The 18748-nt window shown below is 66.2% G+C and carries 19 protein-coding genes; 8 read left to right on the top strand and 11 right to left on the bottom strand.

Going from position 1 to position 18748, the window contains the following annotated elements:
* Positions 1–57: 57 nt before the first annotated feature.
* The 5 genes from ACVWYP_RS38045 to ACVWYP_RS38025 all read right to left on the bottom strand — a co-directional run bounded on the left by ACVWYP_RS38045 (position 58) and on the right by ACVWYP_RS38025 (position 7458).
* Positions 58–480: a DUF2946 family protein gene (locus ACVWYP_RS38045; protein WP_028338626.1), complete on the bottom strand. Its 423-nt coding sequence runs from the start codon at positions 478–480 to the stop codon at positions 58–60.
* A gap of 163 nt (positions 481–643) precedes the next feature.
* Positions 644–2707, bottom strand: a complete 2064-nt coding sequence (locus tag ACVWYP_RS38040; RefSeq protein WP_304496906.1) for a hypothetical protein — start codon at positions 2705–2707, stop codon at positions 644–646.
* 1 nt (position 2708) lies between these two features.
* Positions 2709–5510, bottom strand: coding sequence for a DUF4159 domain-containing protein (locus tag ACVWYP_RS38035; RefSeq protein WP_453946202.1), 2802 nt, complete (start codon positions 5508–5510; stop codon positions 2709–2711).
* The gene (locus ACVWYP_RS38030; RefSeq protein WP_304496905.1) at positions 5510–6454 is read right to left on the bottom strand and encodes a DUF58 domain-containing protein; all 945 of its coding nucleotides are present in this window, start codon (positions 6452–6454) and stop codon (positions 5510–5512) included. The genes ACVWYP_RS38035 and ACVWYP_RS38030 overlap by 1 nt, the downstream gene beginning before the upstream one ends.
* Positions 6454–7458 carry an AAA family ATPase gene (locus ACVWYP_RS38025; protein ID WP_028338630.1) on the bottom strand — a complete coding sequence of 335 codons (1005 nt, stop codon included), beginning with the start codon at positions 7456–7458 and terminating at the stop codon, positions 6454–6456. Before ACVWYP_RS38025 ends, ACVWYP_RS38030 begins: the two co-directional genes overlap by 1 nt.
* 251 nt (positions 7459–7709) lie before the next feature.
* Between ACVWYP_RS38025 and ACVWYP_RS38020 the strand changes: the two genes are divergently transcribed.
* Genes ACVWYP_RS38020 through ACVWYP_RS38000 form a run of 5 tightly spaced genes read left to right on the top strand, consistent with a single transcriptional unit; the run spans position 7710 to position 11293 of the window.
* Entirely contained in the window at positions 7710–8351 is a 642-nt protein-coding gene (locus tag ACVWYP_RS38020; protein WP_016839726.1) for a DUF1285 domain-containing protein, read from the top strand.
* Positions 8352–8383: 32 nt separating this feature from the next.
* On the top strand, positions 8384–9019 hold the full coding sequence (locus ACVWYP_RS38015) for a CoA pyrophosphatase (protein ID WP_371852161.1): 636 nt from the start codon (positions 8384–8386) through the stop codon (positions 9017–9019).
* Entirely contained in the window at positions 9016–9279 is a 264-nt protein-coding gene (locus ACVWYP_RS38010) for a DUF6111 family protein (protein WP_028338631.1), read from the top strand. The genes ACVWYP_RS38015 and ACVWYP_RS38010 overlap by 4 nt, the downstream gene beginning before the upstream one ends.
* On the top strand, positions 9276–10532 hold the full coding sequence (locus ACVWYP_RS38005) for a CCA tRNA nucleotidyltransferase (protein WP_028338632.1): 1257 nt from the start codon (positions 9276–9278) through the stop codon (positions 10530–10532). Before ACVWYP_RS38010 ends, ACVWYP_RS38005 begins: the two co-directional genes overlap by 4 nt.
* Complete coding sequence (locus ACVWYP_RS38000; protein WP_304496904.1) at positions 10529–11293, top strand: sulfite exporter TauE/SafE family protein; 765 nt, start codon at positions 10529–10531, stop codon at positions 11291–11293. Before ACVWYP_RS38005 ends, ACVWYP_RS38000 begins: the two co-directional genes overlap by 4 nt.
* Before the next feature lie 56 nt (positions 11294–11349).
* Here the strand turns inward: ACVWYP_RS38000 and ACVWYP_RS37995 are convergent, their stop codons facing one another.
* The 6 genes from ACVWYP_RS37995 to ACVWYP_RS37970 all read right to left on the bottom strand — a co-directional run bounded on the left by ACVWYP_RS37995 (position 11350) and on the right by ACVWYP_RS37970 (position 14873).
* Positions 11350–11622, bottom strand: coding sequence for a DUF2158 domain-containing protein (locus ACVWYP_RS37995; protein ID WP_304496903.1), 273 nt, complete (start codon positions 11620–11622; stop codon positions 11350–11352).
* Between the two features lie 114 nt (positions 11623–11736).
* Positions 11737–12477 (bottom strand): HAD family hydrolase, encoded by a 741-nt coding sequence (locus ACVWYP_RS37990; RefSeq protein ID WP_028338635.1) that lies wholly within the window; start codon positions 12475–12477, stop codon positions 11737–11739.
* A complete protein-coding gene (gene hemF / locus ACVWYP_RS37985) occupies positions 12468–13364 on the bottom strand; it encodes an oxygen-dependent coproporphyrinogen oxidase (RefSeq protein ID WP_028338636.1) in 897 nt (298 codons plus the stop codon). Before hemF ends, ACVWYP_RS37990 begins: the two co-directional genes overlap by 10 nt.
* Positions 13365–13366: 2 nt before the next feature.
* Positions 13367–13732, bottom strand: coding sequence for a 6-pyruvoyl trahydropterin synthase family protein (locus ACVWYP_RS37980; RefSeq protein WP_028338637.1), 366 nt, complete (start codon positions 13730–13732; stop codon positions 13367–13369).
* 27 nt (positions 13733–13759) lie between these two features.
* A complete protein-coding gene (queE, locus tag ACVWYP_RS37975) occupies positions 13760–14392 on the bottom strand; it encodes a 7-carboxy-7-deazaguanine synthase (protein WP_304496902.1) in 633 nt (210 codons plus the stop codon).
* Positions 14393–14402: 10 nt separating this feature from the next.
* The gene (locus ACVWYP_RS37970) at positions 14403–14873 is read right to left on the bottom strand and encodes a tRNA (cytidine(34)-2'-O)-methyltransferase (protein ID WP_304496901.1); all 471 of its coding nucleotides are present in this window, start codon (positions 14871–14873) and stop codon (positions 14403–14405) included.
* Positions 14874–15150: 277 nt separating this feature from the next.
* Here ACVWYP_RS37970 and petA point away from each other — a divergent pair, with 277 nt between their 5' ends.
* The 3 genes from petA to ACVWYP_RS37955 all read left to right on the top strand — a co-directional run bounded on the left by petA (position 15151) and on the right by ACVWYP_RS37955 (position 18684).
* Positions 15151–15681 carry a ubiquinol-cytochrome c reductase iron-sulfur subunit gene (petA, locus tag ACVWYP_RS37965; protein WP_016839713.1) on the top strand — a complete coding sequence of 177 codons (531 nt, stop codon included), beginning with the start codon at positions 15151–15153 and terminating at the stop codon, positions 15679–15681.
* A gap of 72 nt (positions 15682–15753) precedes the next feature.
* Positions 15754–17826, top strand: a complete 2073-nt coding sequence (locus ACVWYP_RS37960; protein ID WP_026193258.1) for a cytochrome c1 — start codon at positions 15754–15756, stop codon at positions 17824–17826.
* A 183-nt stretch (positions 17827–18009) separates the two neighbouring features.
* The gene (locus ACVWYP_RS37955) at positions 18010–18684 is read left to right on the top strand and encodes a dienelactone hydrolase family protein (protein WP_026193257.1); all 675 of its coding nucleotides are present in this window, start codon (positions 18010–18012) and stop codon (positions 18682–18684) included.
* The last annotated feature ends 64 nt before the right edge of the window (positions 18685–18748 follow it).

The following is an 18748-nucleotide window of genomic DNA, read 5'->3' as shown; positions in this document are numbered from 1 at the left end:
CGCAGGCCGCAAATGTGACGCGGCCGTCCGCTCAGGGCGTGCAGCAATCAGTCGATGTCAGGACAGGGGAGGTGCGCGGGAGTGGAAGGCCGCCGGCGCCGATTTCAGATGGGCGAATTCGGCATTGGTGGTGCGGAACAGAAGCTCGATCGCTTCCGGCAGCAACAGCACCGGCGGCGCCGTGAACAGCATGCTGCTCGCAAGCGAGATGACGGCGCAGATCGCGCAATTGTCGGCCGGATGCCGGTCGTTGTCGTGATTGGCGGGCTGTGGCGTCCCGGTCACCTGGACCGCGAGGTCCGGCGTCGCCGAGGTCCCGATATAGGCGAGATCGACCAGCGACAGCCCGGTCTGGACCGCGGGCGCCGCTTGCGCGGCCGCGATCGGATGGAAATGCCCGAACGACAGCATGAACTGGACGGCGAGCGCGAACAGCGCCAGCCGCGAGCCAGTCTTGATGTGTCGCCGGAACCACTGCATGCCGATAACGCCCACCCAATCGGGAGCGCATCAACACCCCAGCGCCCCGATGTTACATTATAACATCGGATGGCGTGCGCGATGTCAACCAGCGTTCAGACAAACCGTGTCGATGCGTTGCCTGTGTGTGCTTGATGCAACGCAGACGTGAGCCCGGCCGGGCTCAGCGTCCCTCGCGCAGCCATGTTGCCGCGAATGCGCCGAGCAACAGTAGCAGGCCGACCAGTCCGGCGAACATCGGCAGCACGCCGACACCCTTGACGACGCTGGCGTCGCGCATCTTGACGCCGAGCCAGCCGTCGCCGCGGAAGATCGAGGAGGAGCGCACCGGCACGACGCGCGGCATGTCGAGGCTCGAACCGTCGACGATGCGCCGTGCATCGCCGCCGGTCGTCTGCGCCAGCGGCTTCAGCATCTCGGTGGTCGAGGTGACCTCCGAGAATTCCTTCGGGTTGGTCGGGCCGACATTGATCAGCGCCTTCAGCGTGCCGTCGGTGGCCTGCCACAGGCCGAGCTCGTTTGCGGGCAGCGTCGCGCGCCACTCGCCGGTATCGCCGGCGGTGAGCGTCAGTTCGCGCGTGGTGCCGCTCGGCGAGGTCACGGTGACCGGCGAGACGGTGTCGGCCATGGTCTGGCGCACCACCATGAGATCCTTGCCCTGCACCTGCATGCGCAGCGCCTCTTCATCGAGGTCGGGCTGCTTCATCAGCCAGTGCGACACCCGCCGCAACAAATCGAGATGCGGGCCGCCGCCCTCGTAGCCGCGCGCCCACAGCCAGATGTGGTCGGAGAGCAGCAGCGCGACGCGGCCTTCGCCGAAGCGCGACAGCAGCAGCAGCGGCTTGCCGTCGGCGCCGGTCATGACCGGCGGATTGATCGCGTTGCGGGTATCGACGGTGCGGAAGAACCGGCTCCAATGCGGCGGCTCGGCATTCGAGCCTTCCAGCCCGCGCGTCACCGGATGGCGCTTACCGGCATCGCTCAGATGCGCGTAGAACGGCTTCTCGGTCACGCCGACCGGTTCGGCCGGCAGCACCGAGTCCAGCGGCGTGCGCCAGATGCTGGTGGTCGAGGCGTAGTCGGGGCCGGCGGACACCAGCACCGCGCCGCCGGCGCGGACGTAGCGCGCGATGTTGTCGAAATAGGCGATCGGCAGCACGCCCTGGCGGGCGTAGCGGTCGAAGATGATCAGCTGGAATTCGTTGATCTTCTGCTGGAACAGCTCGCGGGTCGGAAATGCGATCAGCGACAGCTCGTTGATCGGCGTGCCGTCCTGCTTCTCCGGCGGACGCAGAATGGTGAAGTGCACGAGATCGACGCTGGGGTCGGACTTCAAGAGGTTGCGCCAGGTGCGCTCGCCGGAATGCGGCTCGCCGGAAACCAGCAGCACGCGCAGCTTGTCGCGGACGCCGTCGATCGCGACCACGGCGCGGTTGTTGACCGGCGTCAGCTCGTTCTCGAGCGGCGAGGCCTCGATCTCGACGATGTTGGGTCCGGCGTGCTTGATGTCGATGTCGACGCTCGAGGTCTGGCCGCTGGTCAGCGTGCGCTCGTTGATCACTTCGCCGTCGCGGCGGACCGTGACCTTGGCGCGCTCGCCGGTGACGCCCTGGTCGTCGAGCCGGAAGGTGATGGTCTGGGTCTGGCCGACGATGCCGAAGCGGGGCGCGGCAGTGATCGCGATGCGGCGGTCGCGCTCGTCCTTGCGGCCAGTGATCAGTGCGTGGACCGGCGCCTGGAAGCCGAGCGCCTGGGCGTTGGCCGGAATATCGTGCACGCGGCCATCGGTGATCATGAAGGCGCCGGCGACGCGCTCGACCGGAACATCCGACAGCGCCGACGTCAGCGCGCCGAACAGTTTTGTGCCGTCGGTCTCGCCATCGGCCTGACCGGCCTCGACGACGCGGACCTCGAGGCCCTTGATCTGCTTCAGGCTGTTGACCAGCGCCTGCCGCGCCTTGTCGGTCTCCTGGTTGCGCGTGCCGAAATTCTGGCTCGGGCTCTTGTCGACCACGACGGCCGCGACCGAGGACAGCGGCTCGCGGTCCTCGCGGGTGAAGGAGGGATTGGCCAGTGCCAGCAGGATCAGCGCCAGCGCCGCGACCCGCACCGCGGCGCCCCGTGCGCGCGACACCAGGAGCAGCACGGCGATGACGACGATCGCGCCGAGCGCGAGCCACAGCACGAGCGAGGGAACCAGCGGTGTGAACGCGATGCCGTAGTTCATATCATTGTCCCAGCCGCTCGATCAAAGCAGGCGCGTGCACCTGATCGGCCTTGTAATTGCCGGTCAGCGTGTACATCACGATGTTGACGCCGGCGCGGAAGGCGAATTCGCGCTGGCGCGGCTCGCCCGGCGTCAGCGGCAGCATCGGCTGACCGTCGGGGCGGATCGCCCAGGCACCGGCGAGGTCATTCGACGTGATGATGATCGGCGAGACGCCGTCGCCGCCGCGTGCCGGGCGCTGTGCAGCCTCGTCGTCGTCCTCGCGCGGCAATGCCTCGACCCAGGTCTGGCCGGAGTTGAAGCGGCCGGGGAAGTCGCGCAGCAAATAGAACGTCTTGGTCAGCACGTGCTCGCGCGGCACCGGCTCGAGCTCGGGCACGTCGAGGGTCGACAGCAATTCGCGCAGCGTCTGCATGCCGGGCGTTTGCGATGAGCCGCTGTCACCCGGCGGCGCTTCGACGGCGTCACGGGTATCGAAGATGACGGTGCCGCCCTGCTTCATGTAGGCGTCGATCTTGTTGATGGCGTCCTGCGGCGGCTTCGGCGCGCCCGGCACGATCGGCCAGTAGATCAAGGGGAAGAACGCCAGCTCGTCGCGCGCGGGATCGATGCCGACCGGATCGCCGGCCTCCAGCGCGGTGCGCTGTCCGAGGAACAGCGTCAGTCCGGACATCCCCGCCTTGACGATGGAATCGACGTCGGCATTGCCGGTGACGACATAGGCCAGCCGCGTTTGCGACACCGCCTTGATGGCGAAATCGTCGCTGCTCTCCGCCCGTGTCGACGACGGTGCGAACGTCACGAGTATCAAGGCGAAGGCGAGCACGGCCGGTGCCGCGCGCCGCCGGATCAGCGCGGCGAGGCCGCCGCCGAGCATGGCGACCACGATCGCATCGAGCAGGAACAGCGCCAGCGCCGTCGACAGCATGATGCCGCGCAGGTCGCGCGGCTCGGCGTTGGTGTAGCTCGCACGCGTCGCGCGCAGGGCCGAGGTGTCGAGCGGCGCAATACGATCGGCGGAGGCGAGCGTGTTGACCGCGATCGGGCTCTCGGCCGTGCCGTAGAAGCCGGGCGGATGGTCGGCGGTGCCGCGATCGCGATAGTCTGCCGACATCGGCTTGGCGCTCGAGGGCGGCGGGCCGAAGACGCCGAAGCCGTCGAGCGTGCGCAGCGGCGCAACCGTCTCGGCGTTGGGATCGCTGGCGACGCCGGGGCCGGGCTTCGAGGTATAGCCGGACATGTCGATCAGCCGGCGCAGCATCTCAACGAAGGTGCCGGACATCGGCAGATCCGACCAGCGCATGTCGGCGCCGACATGGAACAGGCTGACCACGCCCTTGCCGCGACGCTCGCCGGTGACCAGCGGCGTGCCGTCCTCCAGCGAGGCCCAGCTCTTGGTCGCGAGCACGGCGTCGGGCTCGGCCAGCACCTGGCGGTTGACGGTGATGTCCTTCGGCACGGTGAGGCCGGCGAACGGGCCGTCGGCGGCGAACGAGGCCATGTGCTGCGGCTTCTCCCAGGTCAGGCTGCCGCCGAGCGTGCGTCCGCCGCGGCGCAGCTTGACGGGAACGAGGTCGTCATCGGCCTGGGCGAGGCGGGGACCTGCGAAGCGCAACAGCACGCCGCCTTGCTCGATCCAGGCATTGAGCCGGTCGCGGATCTCCGGCGAGAGCGTGCCGACGTCGGCCATCACGATCATCGGCAGCCGCTGGTCGAGGAATTGCCCGATCACCTGCTGCGGCGCGCCGCGATCGCCGAGCCTGACGTCGGCGAATGGCGACAGCGCGCGGGAGAGATAGAAGGTTGACGCCAAGAGCGGCTGCGCGGTGTCGTTGCTCGCACCCGAGACCACGCCGATGGCGCGGCGGCGCCAGCGCCGGTCGAGCAGCTGCACGGCGCCGGCCGAATGCTCGCCAGAGATTTCGAGTCGTGCGATGTCATTGCGCAACTCGACCGGAAGATCGAAGGCGGCGTCGGTCTCGCGATCCTGCGGTCCGAATGTGTAGCGGGCCTCGCCGATCGGCGAGCCCTTGGCGTCGACCGCGCGCACCGTTCCCGCCGCGATGCCGCTCTCGGTGCGCAGCACCTTCACCGTCATCTTGGCGGCGGCGTTCTCGGCCGCGACCAGCGCCTGCGCCGACTGCGCTCCGCCCGCATAGATCGTCAGATTGCGGCTCTCGATCACCTTGCCGAGCCCCTCGGTGAATTCGCTGCCGCGGCCGGTGTCGACGCCGTCGGACAGCCAGGCGATGTCGCAATCGCCGGTCGATTTGAGGAAACGTTCCAGCGCGCTGAGGGTTTCAACCCGATCGACCGAGTAGGGCTTTGGCGCGAGCTGGCGCAGCGCGACGCGCGCGGCGCCGGCCGGCATCAGCGTGATGTCGCGCGCGGGCTCGGACAGCGGCACCAGCGCGACACCGCGACGGTCGCTGTCGGCGTTGGCGACCAGTTCGTCCGCGGCCCTGATCCGCGCATCCCAGCTCGAGGCCGCGCTCCAGCCGTCGTCGAGCAGGATCACCAGCGGCAATTTGCCGGCGGCGACGCCGGTCTGCGGATTCCAGATCGGGCCGGCGGCGGCGAAGATGACGAGCGCGGCGGCGGCGAGCCGCAGCAGCGTCAGCCACCACGGCGTGCGCGACGGCGTCTCCTCCTTGGGCGCGATGTCGAACAATAGCCGCGTCGGCGGGAATTCGATCCGGCGCGGCCGCGGCGGCATCACGCGCAAGAGCCACCACAGCACCGGCAGGCTGACCAGCCCCAGCAGCAGCAGCGGTTCGGCAAAGGAGAGGGGGAGGCCTGCGATCATGCGCTGCGTCCCGCCTTGACTGTTGAGCGGCCGCCGCCGCCCTTGCTCACCATCATGCCGGCATGCAGGAACAACAGCAGCTCGGCCGCGGAGCGGCTGGTGGTGTGGGTCGAGAACAGCCAGTCGAGCCGGTTGGTCTCATTGCGGATCTGGTCGCGATGCAGCGCGACGCGCGCGACATAGTCGCTCGCCCAGCTCTCGGCGCGGCCCGCGGTGATGACACTGCCGGCTTCCGGCTCGACGAATTCGACACGGCCGGAATAAGGGAAGGTCTCTTCGGCCGGATCGACGACCTGGATCATGGCGCCGTGCGCGCCGGAGGAGGAAAGCCCGGCCAGCATCGCCGTGATTTCTGCTATCGGCGACCAGAAATCCGACAACACGACGACTTCGGCCAGCGACGACGGCACGAAGGACGGCGGCAGGCTCGCGCGCGTCTTCTCGTCGTGCAACATCGCTTCCGCCATCTTGTCGATCACGTTGAGGCTTGCGGTCGGGTTCATCAGGCCGGGAATGCCGACGCGTTCTCCGCCCGCAACGAGCAACTCGGCGAGCGCGAAGGCTACGATCAGTCCGCGCTCCAGTTTGCTGTCGCGCGCCTCGCGCGAGGCAAAGGCCATTGAGGGCGAGCGGTCGGGCCAGATCCACACCGTGTGCGCGGCTTCCCACTCCTGCTCGCGGACATAGAGATGGTCGTCGCGTGCCGAGCGGCGCCAGTCGACGCGCTGCGACGGCTCGCCGGAGACGAAGCGGCGGTATTGCCAAAAATTTTCGCCCGAGCCGGCGCGGCGGCGGCCGTGCAGGCCATGGATGACGTTGGCGGCGACACGGCGGGCCTCAAGCACCAGACGCGGCAGCGACGCGGCGAGCGTTCGGCTTTCGCCATCGGCACGTCGAACCGCAAGGATCTCCTCGTTCTGGTGCTTGTTGTCTGCGGCCATCAACCGATCCGGGTCTTCAGTTGCTTGATCACGTCGGGAATGGTGCGGCCCTCGGCGCGTGCCGAGAAGGTCAGCGCCATGCGGTGCTTGAGCACGGGCTCGGCGAGATCGAGCACATCGTCGATCGACGGCGCGAGTCTTCCATCGAGCAATGCACGGGCACGCACCGCGAGCATCAAGGCCTGGCTGGCGCGGGGACCCGGTCCCCATGCGATCAGCTTGCCGGCCTCGCCGCCCTCGGTGCCGGGACGCGCGGCGCGGACCAGCGTCAGGATCGCCTCGACCACGGAATCGCCGACCGGCAGGCGCCGCACCAGGCGTTGCGCGGTGAGCAGCGTCTCGGCGTCCATCGACGGCGTGGCACGCGCTTCTTCGGCGCCGGTGGTTTCGAACAGGATGCGCCGCTCGGCGTCGCGATCGGGATAGTCGACGTCGATTTCCATCAGGAAGCGGTCGAGCTGCGCTTCGGGCAGCGGGTAGGTGCCTTCCTGCTCGAGTGGGTTTTGGGTCGCGAGCACGTGGAACGGCTTTGGCAAATCATGCCGCGCGCCGGCAATGGTGATGTGCTGCTCCTGCATGGCTTGCAGCAGCGCCGACTGGGTGCGCGGGCTGGCGCGGTTGATCTCGTCGGCCATCAGCAGCTGCGCGAACACCGGACCTGCGATGAAGCGAAACGAACGCTTGCCGGCCGAGCTCTCGTCGAGCACTTCGGCGCCGAGAATATCCGACGGCATCAGGTCCGGCGTGAACTGAATTCGCTTGGCATCGAGGCCGAGCGTGACGCCGAGCGTTTCGACCAGCTTGGTCTTGGCGAGGCCGGGCACGCCGATCAACAGCGCGTGGCCGCCGGACAGGATCGTCACCAGGGTGTTTTCGATCACCTGCTCCTGGCCGAAGATGACGGTGGAGACCGCTTCCTTGGCGGCCTTGATCTGCCCCGCGACCTGCTCGGCCGAACGGACGATCACATCCTCCAGTTTCTCGACGCTGTCTGCACCAGCCATTCGATCCGCTCCTTCTTGACGATGCGCGCACATTGGCGCGCCGTCATCTGTCGTCATCACCTGTCGTCATCTTGGCCCTCATGCTAAACCTGAGCGAAGGCCATGTATTCGTTGAATTAAACTATCCCCACCTTATCGGTGTTTCAGGGTATGAACGGCATCACGATGTGGCGAGAATGACATCCCGACCACATCTCAGGATATGTGCACCAAACGTGCCAGATTGAAGGTAGGAAACCTTAAGGCAAACAATGGCGAAGCAAGGGCAGAGCGATTCCGGCAGGGAAACTACGGGCCTCGGGAGCAAGGGTCTCGAAGGGCTCACCACGGCCGCCAATCAAGCTGCAACATCCGGTCCGGCCGGACGCAAGGGCCTGCCGCCGGTTCACCTGTGGAATCCGCCATTCTGCGGCGATCTCGACATGCGAATCGCGCCTGACGGCACCTGGTTCTACATGGGAACGCCGATCGGCCGCCCCGCGCTGGTGCGGCTGTTCTCCACGATCCTGAAGCGCGAGGACGGCAAGCACTTTCTCGTGACTCCGGTGGAGAAGGTCGGCATCCGCGTCGACGACGCGCCGTTCCTTGCCGTGGAAATGCAGACCGGGGAAGACGCGCGCGGCCGCCTGCTCAGGTTCCGCACCAATGTCGACGATTGGGTCGATTGCGAGAAAGGCCACGGCCTGAGATTCGAGGCGGCCGAGGACGGCGGATTGACGCCCTATCTGCATGTCCGCGCCGATTTGTGGGCCAAGGTCACCCGCGCGCTCTATTACGATCTGGTTGACATGGGCGAGCAGCGGATGGTCGATGGTCAAGAGATGTTCGGTATCGAGTCCGGCGGCGAGTTCTTCGCGATGGCCGATGCCAGTCAGGTGAGGGACGCACTTTGAACGAGCCGTTGCTGAAGGTGGAGCCGGCGACGATCAGCTCGACGGAATTCTTCGCGCGGGCCCGCACGCGGCTCACTTTCGATGTGCCGCCGGGCCTGGTCGATCCGCATATCATTCCGCGCACCGGAGACTCCGGCAACGACCGCATGCTCGAGATCGTGGCGCAGGAGCAGCCGGTGCGGCCGGCCGCGGTGCTGATCCCGGTGGTCGATCACCCCGAGCCGACCGTGCTGTTGACGCAGCGCTCGCCCAATCTGTCGAGCCATGCCGGCCAGATCTCGTTTCCCGGCGGCAAGATCGACGCCACCGACGCCTCGCCGCTCGATGCCGCGCTGCGCGAGGCCTGCGAGGAAGTCGGGCTGAAGCGGGAATTCATCGACCCGGTCGGCTATCTCGACCTTTATGGTACCGCGTTCGGCTTCCGCATCCTGCCGACGGTCGCCAAGGTGAAGCCGGGATTCACGCTTGCGATCAACGAGGCGGAGGTGGTCGATGCGTTCGAGGTGCCGCTCGCCTTCCTGATGAATCCCGAGAATCATCAGATCCACACCAAGGAATTCCGCGGCATGGACCGGTCCTATTACGCGATGCCGTTCGCCGAGCGCTACATCTGGGGCGCGACCGCGGGCATCCTGCGGGTGTTGTATGAGCGGATCTATCTGTCATGATCCGCACGGTATTGACCGAGATCGGAATCTTTCTGGTCCCGTTCGCGGTCTATGCCATCTTCCTCATCGCGACGCGGTCCGGCGTGACGCTGCCGGCGTCATGGCCGCTCGACATGCTGGCGAAGCTGACGCTGGTGGCGCTGGTCATGGTGATCGTGAGCTTCGTGCTGCTGGCCGAATTGACCGGCGCGCCGCCGAACTCGACCTACGTTCCCGCCCATATCGAGAACGGCAAGTTGGTGCCGGGAGTTGAGAAATGAGCGAGGTGCGCCTGTTGTCCGACGCGCCATGGCTCGCTTCCGGGCCCGCGGCGCACGTGCTCGGCCTGCTCAATGCCGATGGCGAGGAAGCGCGGGTGATCGGCGGGGCCGTGCGCAACGCCTTGATGCAGATTCCGCTCGCCGATATCGACATCGCCACCACGGCGCTGCCGGAGGAGGTGATCCGCCGCGCCAAGCGGGCGGGCATCAAGAGCGTGCCGACCGGCATCGAGCACGGCACGGTGACCCTGGTCGTCGACAGCCAGCCCTTCGAGGTGACGACGCTGCGCGAGGATACCGAGACCTATGGCCGCAAGGCCAGGGTGGCGTTCGGGCGCGACTGGGTGCGCGACGCCGAGCGGCGCGACTTCACCATCAACGGCCTGTCGGTCGACGCCTCGGGCGTCGTGCACGATCACGTCGGCGGCCTCGCCGACATCGAAGCGAGGCGCGTGCGCTTCATCGGCGATCCCGCGCAGCGGATTGCCGAGGACTATCTGCGCATCCTGCGCTTCTTCCGTTTCCATGCCGCCTATGGCGCGGGCGAGGTCGATCGCGCCGGTTATCTCGCCTGCGTCAGCGGGCGCGCCGGATTGGCCGGCCTCTCGGCCGAGCGGATTCGCATGGAGATGCTCAAGCTCGTGGTCGCGAACGGCGCCGCGAGTGCAGTGGTCGCGATGAGTGACGGCGGCTTGCTGCAGCCGCTGTTCGGCGGCGTCGCCTATACCGGCCCGTTCGCGGCGATGATCGAGATCGAGCAACTGATGAAGCTCGCGCCGAGCGCGATGCGAAGGCTGGCCGCGCTGACGGTCGCCGTGACCGAGGACGCGCGGCGCATCGCCAGCCGGCTGCGGCTCTCCAACGCCGAGGCCAAGGCGCTCGATTCGATGGGGCATCGCTGGTGGCGCCTGCCCGGCATGGACGAGGCGCACGCCAAGCGCAGGCTCTACCGGCTCGACGAGGGGCCGTATCGCGACCGGTTGCTGCTCGCTTGGGCGCGCACCGGCGCGGGCCAGGATGTCGATCAATGGCGCGCGCTCGCCACGCTGCCAGAGCGCTGGCGCGCGCCTCACTTTCCCTTGAGGGCGTCGGATTTCGTCGCGCGCGGCATTGCCGAGGGACCGGCACTGGGGCATGTACTGACCTTGGCCGAGGATGCTTGGCTAGCCGCGGATTTCCCGCTGGATCCGCAGGTGTTGTCTGGCATCGCCGACCAGACCGTTTCCCGTTTCACCCGCGATCATCGGCTTTGAATTTCCTTTCCGGCTTCGCAGATATCTCGCTCCTTCAAATTCTGCTTGTCGCAGCCGTTGCGCTGTTTGCTTCCGTGATCGGTGGTCTTGCCGGCTATGGCACCGGCGCCTTGATGCCGCTGGTGCTGGTGCCGATGGTCGGCGCAGAGCCGGTCGTGCCGATCATCGCGATCTCGTCGATCTTCACCAATTCGAGCCGCTTCGTCGCCTTTGTCAGGTTTGCCGACCGCCGCAAGGCAATCATCGTGATCGCGGCGGCGCTATGCTCCACGGCGCTCGGCGCCTACGGCTATACAAGGCTGACCAGCGCCGGCGCCTCGCTCGTGATCGGGAGCATGCTGATCCTGAGCGTGCCGCTCAGGCGGCTGTTGCGCAAGCACAGCGTCAGGATCGGTGAGCGGGGCCTTGCGGCCGGTGCCATCGGTTATGGCGTCGTGGTCGGCGGCACCGCGGGCTCGGGCGTCATCCTGCTGTCGCTGCTGATGGCGGCCGGGCTCGAGGGCGCCGCCGTGGTCGCGACCGATGCGGTGATTTCGCTGACAAGTGCCGCGGTCAAGATTTCGGTGTTCGGCTTGACCGGCGTCATCACCGCGCAGGTGCTGGCGCTTGCGCTGCTGATCGGCCTGGTCGCCATACCCGGCGCGTTCCTGGCCAAGGCCTTTGTCGAGCGGATGCCGGTGCATATCCACACCGCGATCCTCGATGCCGCCGTGGTCACCGGCGGCGTGGTGATGATTGCAAGCGCGCTGCGCGCGCTCTGACGGGAGGCGGAGGCGATGCTGCCGGCGCCTGCCAGTCAGCATCGCGCCAACGGATCTCACGCCGCCTTGCGCTTCTTCTTGCGGTCGCCGTCGTCGTCTTCGTCCTCGTCGTCTTCTTCCTCGTCGTCCTCGTCTTCGTCGTCTTCCTCTTCATCGTCCTCCGGATCGAGCTCGGTCGATTCGAGTGCGACGAGCGGCAAGGTTTCGCGAAACAGGTCGCCGTCCGTGCCCATCCACAGACACGCGACCTTGTCCTCGTCGATTTCGACGACCGTGATCGGATGGCCGCCGGACTTCAGCATGACGACATCGCCTGGTTTCAGTTCCATGATTTTCCCTCCGCGCTGGATGACGCGGACGGCAGGCTAGCGACCGGTGATGACAGTCAAATCACGGCCGGCGGCAGCTTGAATGGAATTGACGTGGAAAACGGCCGCGATGCGCTATTTGCGCGCGGCAGGAACCAGTTCGCTCAGCGAGCGGATGATGCGGTCGGGCTTGATGGTCGATCCCGGCGGCAGCCCGACACCGTGCACGTCCATCCAGATCGCATAGATGCCAAGCCGCTGCGGCGCCACGACTTCCCACTCGAGATTGTCGCCGATCATCCAGGTGTCGGATGCGGTGACGCCGAGTGCTTCCATCGCGTGCAGGTAGGCGCGCTCCTCCGGCTTGCCGAAGCCGTGCTCGCCCTCGATCTGGATGTGATCGAAGCGATGGCCGAGCGCGAAGCGCTCGACCTTGGCGCGCTGCATGTCGGCGGCGCCGTTGGTGACCAGCGCGAGCTTGATGCCGAGCGCCTTCAAGGCATCGATCGCTTCATGCGCGCCGGGGAAGACGAACATCTCCTCCTCGCGATAGGCGGTGAAGCGATCGGCGATGCGGTCCGCGAGATCGTCCGGCAGCGCGCGGTGACCGGCCGCCGCAAGCGCCGCGAAGCCGCCCTTCACGGTGAGCCGTCGCGCCTCGCCGAGCTTGATCCGCCAGATCGGCTCGGCGGTTGACCAGAATTGCCGCGCATAGGCCAACAGCGCCGTCGCGACCTGATCCGGGGGCAGGGGAGCCAGCTCCGCGGCGAACTCCGTGGTGATCGTGTTCCAGGCGATCTCGGGGCGTCCATAGGCCGACAGGATGGTGTCGTCCATGTCGATCAGCATCGCGCGCGGCAGGTTCATCACGGCCATTTCACCTCCGGCGGCAGCGACGACAGGATCGAATCCACATTGCCGCCGGTCTTCAGGCCGAAGATGGTGCCGCGATCATAGAGCAGGTTGAACTCGACATAGCGACCGCGGCGGACCAGCTGCTCGTCGCGATCCTCCGCGCTCCAGGCGGCCTCGAAATTGCGCCGCACCAGGTCGGGATAGATTTTCAGGAAGCTGCGCCCGACGTCCTGGGTGAAGGCGAGATCGGCCTCCCAGTCGCCGCTGTCGTGCCAGTCATAGAAGATGCCGCCGATGCCGCGCGCTTCCTTGCGGTGCGGCAGGTAGAAATAGTCATCGCACCATTTCTTGTACTTGTCGTAGTCGGCGACGCCGTTCGGCCCGTTGCACGCCTCCTTCATCGCGGCGTGGAAGGCGACCGTGTCGGGATCCTCCTGGGTGCGCCTGCGGTTCAGCACCGGCGTCAGGTCGGCGCCGCCGCCGAACCAGGCCTTGGTGGTGACGACGAAGCGGGTGTTCATGTGCACGGCAGGCACGTTCGGATTGCGCAAATGCGCGATCAGCGAAATGCCCGACGCCCAAAATCGTGGATCGTCGGCGGCACCTGGAATCTGCGCGCGGAATTCGGGGGCGAACTCGCCGTGCACGGTCGAGCAGTGCACGCCGACCTTTTCGAACAGCCGGCCCTTCATGATCGACATCACGCCGCCGCCGCCCGGCTTGCCGGTGTGGTCGGTGCGGTCCCAGGGGGTCCGCGCGAACCGGCCGGCGGCGCCGGGATAAAGCCTGGATGGGGCGTCGTCCTCGAGCTTCTCGAAGGCCGCGCAGATGTCGTTGCGCAGCGCCTCGAACCAGCCGCGCGCACGCGCCTTGCGGTCCTCGATGATGGCGGGGTCTGTTGGCAGCATGACTAACCTTGCGGGCCGAAGTATGTGCAGCTCTCGTTGCAGCTGTCGCGATGGACGCTGACGCGGCTCAGCTTGCCTGCGTGTTGCAGCCGCTCCCAGATGAAGCGCGACAGATTCTCCAGCGTCGGCACGCCGATCGCCTCGATCTTGTTCAGGAACTTATGGTCGAGCGTCTTCTGCACCTCGGCCATCGCGCGTTCGAGCAGGCCGAGATCGATCACCATGCCGGTTTTCGGGTCGGGCGTGCCGCGCACCGTGACTTCGGCGCGGAAGGAGTGGCCGTGAATCTCCTCGCTGGCGGTGCCAAATGTCGTTCCGGACAGCGCATGCGCAGCCTCGAACCGAAACGCTTTCGTCAATTCCCACATCTCGTTCAACAATCCGATTCTGTTAGTTCATCTAATCCCGAGCGTCTTGTGCGTCTGCACGCTAAGGCGCCATTGCGGGTGCTTCAGGCAATAGGCGATCGCCCGCTCGGTATTCTCGATCACGTCGGGGCCGTCCATCGGCTGCAGCGAGAAGCGCTCGAAGGCGAGGCCCGCGAAATCCTCCGGAGTGTTCTCCATTTGCGGATAGACCAGTTTGAGCTCGTGCCCCTTGCGCACCACGAGCTCGGATGCAGCCTTGGGACTGACGCAGATCCAGTCGAGCCCGTCGGGCGGGGCGATGGTGCCGTTGGTCTCGATCGCGATCGCAAAGCCGTGGTCGTGCAGGGCCTCGATCAGGGCCGCGTCGACCTGCAGCAGCGGCTCGCCGCCGGTCAGGACGACGTAGCGGTCGGCCTCGCCTCCGGTCCATTGCGCGGCAATGGTGCCGGCAAGCTCTTCCGCGGTCGCATAACGGCCGCCGAGCGTGCCGTCGGTGCCGACGAAATCGGTGTCGCAGAATTTGCAGACGGCGCCGGCGCGGTCCTGCTCGCGGCCGCTCCAGAGGTTGCAGCCGGCGAAGCGGCAGAACACGGAGGCCCGGCCCGCATGGGCGCCTTCGCCCTGCAGGGTGAGAAATATCTCCTTGACCGCGTAGCTCACCAAAAATCCCTTAAGTTGCCGAACCGGCAATTCCTGAACCGGTCTGCCGCAGCGCCTCGCCGACGGCCATGGCCGCCGTGACGGCCACATTGAGCGAACGCATGGTCGGCCGGATCGGAATTACCAGCCGCGCATCCGCTGCGGCCACCACCGCGTCGGTCACCCCTGCCGTCTCGCGCCCGAACAGCAGGACATCGGAGGCCGTATACGCGAAATCAAGGTAGGATTTCGCCGCTCTGGTCGTGAACAGCACCAGCCGGCATCCGGCCTCGGCCCGCCATTCCTCGAATTTCGACCATGAGTCGTGACGCTTCAACCGCACATGGTCGAGATAGTCCATACCCGCCCGGCGGAAATTCCGATCCGAGGTGTCGAATCCCGCCGGTTCGATGATATGGGCCGCCACGTCTAGGCAGGCGCAGAGGCGCAGAATCGTCCCTGCATTCTGGGGGATGTCGGGCTGGAACAGCGCGATCTGCATGGTGCGGGCGGCCTGTGAAATCCGGATGAAATTGTCTCAATAAAACATCGCTCGGCGCGGATTTCGTGCATTGCACGTGTGCGAGCCGATAGCGGGCTTGCGCTCGTCCGGCAAGGGTGCCAATAGAACGATTCTGGACTGCTGTTCCGCCATTTGGGGTGGGGAATAGCGGTTTTCTGCCGCCGCGGGGGCCGCGGGCGCCGGCAGCCTTTCTTGGGGCGCGTCCTGCGTCTCCAGGGCGGTTCCACCGGCTGCAGAAAAGAAAGGGCTAGGAATCGTGACGACAGCGTCTTCGGCGGACCATCCGACACGCCGTGATTTTCTCTTTGTTGCAACCGGAGCTGCCGCCGCGGTCGGCGCAGCCGCCACCGTCTGGCCGCTGGTTGCCCAGATGAACCCGGATGCCGCGACGATCGCGGCCGGCGCGCCGATCGAGGTCGATCTGACGCCGATCGCCGAGGGCCAGGACATCAAGGTCTTCTGGCGCGGCAAGCCGATCTACATCAGCCATCGCACCAAGAAGCAGATCCAGGAGGCCCAGAGCGTGGCGCTCTCGAGCCTGCCCGATCCGCAGCCCGACTCGGCCCGCGTCAAGGCCGGCCACGACCAGTGGCTGGTTGTGATTGGCATCTGCACCCATCTCGGCTGCATCCCGATCGCCCATGAAGGCAATTACGACGGCTTCTTCTGCCCCTGCCACGGCTCGCAGTACGACTCCTCCGGTCGTATCCGCCAGGGGCCGGCGCCCGCCAACCTGGCGGTGCCGCCCTACGCCTTCCTTTCCGACACCAAAATCCAGATCGGCTAAGTCCCGGCCCCTCCGGGATTTCGGCTTCCACTTGGACCCATCGCGTCGTTTTTCTTCTTCAGGATCGCATCAATGAGCGGACCATCTGATTTCCAACCGAGCAACCCCGCCTTGAAGTGGATCGAACGGCGCCTTCCGATCTTCGGCCTGATCCACTCCTCGTTCGTGGCCTATCCGACGCCGCGCAACCTGAATTACTGGTGGACCTTCGGCGCCATCCTTTCGATGATGCTGGCGCTGCAGATCCTGACCGGCGTGATCCTGGCGATGCACTACACGCCGCACGCCGACCTCGCCTTCAAGTCGGTCGAGCTGATCGTCCGCGACGTCAATTACGGCTGGCTGCTGCGCAACATGCATGCGTGCGGCGCGTCGATGTTCTTCTTCGCCGTCTACATCCATATGTTCCGCGGCCTCTATTACGGGTCGTACAAGGAGCCGCGTGAGGTGCTGTGGATCCTCGGCGTCATCATCTACCTCCTGATGATGGCGACGGGCTTCATGGGCTACGTGCTGCCGTGGGGCCAGATGAGCTTCTGGGGCGCCACCGTCATCACCAATCTGTTCTCGGCCGTGCCCTATTTCGGCGAGAGCATCGTGACCCTGCTGTGGGGCGGCTATTCGGTCGGCAACCCGACGCTGAACCGCTTCTTCTCGCTGCACTATCTGCTGCCGTTCGTGATCGCCGGCGTGGTCGTGCTGCACGTCTGGGCGCTGCACGTCGCGGGTCAGAACAACCCGGCCGGCGTCGAGGCCAAGACCGAGAAGGACACCGTTGCGTTCACGCCGTATGCGACGATCAAGGACATGTTCGGCGTGTCCTGCTTCCTGATCTTCTTCGCCTGGTTCATCTTCTACATGCCGAACTATCTCGGCGACGCCGACAACTACATCCCGGCGAACCCGGGCGTGACGCCGGCGCACATCGTGCCTGAATGGTACTACCTGCCGTTCTACGCGATCCTGCGTTCGATCCCGAACAAGCTCGCCGGCGTCGTGGCGATGTTCTCGGCGATCATCATCCTGTGCTTCCTGCCCTGGCTCGACAGCGCACGGACCCGTTCGTCGAAGTATCGCCCGCTGGCCAAGCAGTTCTTCTGGATCTTCGTGGTGGTCTGCATCCTGCTCGGCTATCTCGGCTCGCAGCCGCCGGAAGGCATCTATGTGATCGCCGGCCGCATCCTGACGGTCTGCTACTTCGCCTACTTCCTGATCGTGCTGCCGCTGCTCGCCCGCATCGAGACCCCGCGCCCGGTGCCGAACTCGATCGCCGACGACGTGCTCGCGAAGAGCAAGGGCAGGGCCGCGACCGCGGCCTCTGTGATGCTCGCGATGGTGGTGGCCGGCAGCCTGCTCGTCGGCGGCACCCAGAACGCCAAGGCCGAGGAGGGTGGCAACGCGCCGCCGGCCCAGAAGTGGTCGTTCTCCGGTCCTTTCGGCACTTATGACCGTGGCTCGCTGCAGCGCGGCTTGAAGGTCTACAAGGAAGTCTGTGCCGCCTGTCACGGCCTGTCCTATGTCGCGTTCCGCAACCTCGCCGATCCCGGCGGCCCCGGCTATTCGCCGGCGCAGGCGGCGGCGTTCGCGTCCGAGTACAAGATCAAGGACGGCCCGAACGACCAGGGCGAGATGTTCGAGCGTCCGGGCCGCCCGGCGGATTACTTCCCGTCGCCGTTCCCGAACGAGCAGGCCGCGCGCGCGGCCAATGGCGGCGCGGCGCCGCCCGACCTCTCGCTGATCACCAAGGCGCGGTCCTACAAGCGCGGCTTCCCGCAGTTCGCGATCGACTTCTTCACCCAGTACCAGGAGCAGGGACCCGACTACGTCGACGCCATCCTGCAGGGCTTCGAGGACAAGGCTCCGGCGGGCGTCACGATCCCGGAGGGCTCGTACTACAACAAGTACTTCCCCGGCCACGCCATCAAGATGCCGAAGCCGCTGTCCGATGGTCAGGTGACCTTCGACGACGGTTCGCCGGCGACGGTCAAGCAGTACGCGCATGACGTCACCACGTTCCTGATGTGGGCCGCCGAGCCGCATATGGAGGAGCGCAAGCGGATCGGCATGCAGGTGTTCTTCTTCCTGGTCGTCTTCGCCTTCCTGATGTACTTCACCAAGCGCAAGGTCTGGGCCAACGCCCACTGATCTCGGGTACGGCATAGCGAGTTTGAAAAAGCCCCTTCGGGGGCTTTTTTGTTTGCAATCTCTCCGTCATTCCGGGGTGACGCGGTAGCATCGAACCCGGAATGACAGTGTCGTCAATTGCGTCGGCCGCCGAGTGCGGACAAGATGCCGGCCAATCAGCCGGCAAACATTGCGGAGGAACTCATGGGTACCAGCATCAGCTTCAAGCGTCCGGACGGCAAGGAAGCGTCGGGCTATCTCGCCAATGCGGCGCGCGGCAACGCACCCGGCGTCGTCGTGATCCAGGAATGGTGGGGCCTGTCGGACCAGATCAAGGGCCTGTGCGACCGCTTCGCGGTGGCCGGCTTCGATGCGCTGGCGCCCGATCTCTACAAGGGCAAGGTGGTGCCGTATCACGACACCGATGCCGCGGGCAAAGAGATGAACTCGCTCGACTTCATGGACGCCACCACGCAGACGGTGCGCGGCGCCGCGCAATATCTCGCCAAGAACGGCGCCAAGGTCGGCCTGACCGGCTTCTGCCTCGGCGGCGCGGTGACCATCATCGGTTCGGTGCATGTGCCGGAATTGACCGCGGGCGTCGTGTTCTACGGCATCCCGCCGGAGCAGGCCGCCAAGCCCGCCGACGTCAGGATTCCGCTGCAGGCGCACTTCGCCAACAAGGACGATTGGTGCACGCCCGAGCTCGTCAGCAATTTCGAGAAGGCGATGAAGGCTGCCGGCAAGTCGCTCGAGCTGTTCCGCTATGACGCCGAGCACGCCTTCGTCAACGAGCAGCGCCAGTCGGTGCACGACCGCGAGGCCGCCGAACTCGCCTGGGGCCGCGCCACGGACTTCTTCAAGAAGCATCTGGGGTAGAGGTACGATGCGCACACGTTGTGTCGTCCCTGCGAAAGCAGGGACCCATACGCCGCGGCCGTTG

Source organism: Bradyrhizobium sp. USDA 3262 (genome assembly GCF_054060035.1).
Note: the sequence above shows the minus strand (reverse complement) of the source record. Positions and strands in the feature narration are given on the sequence as shown.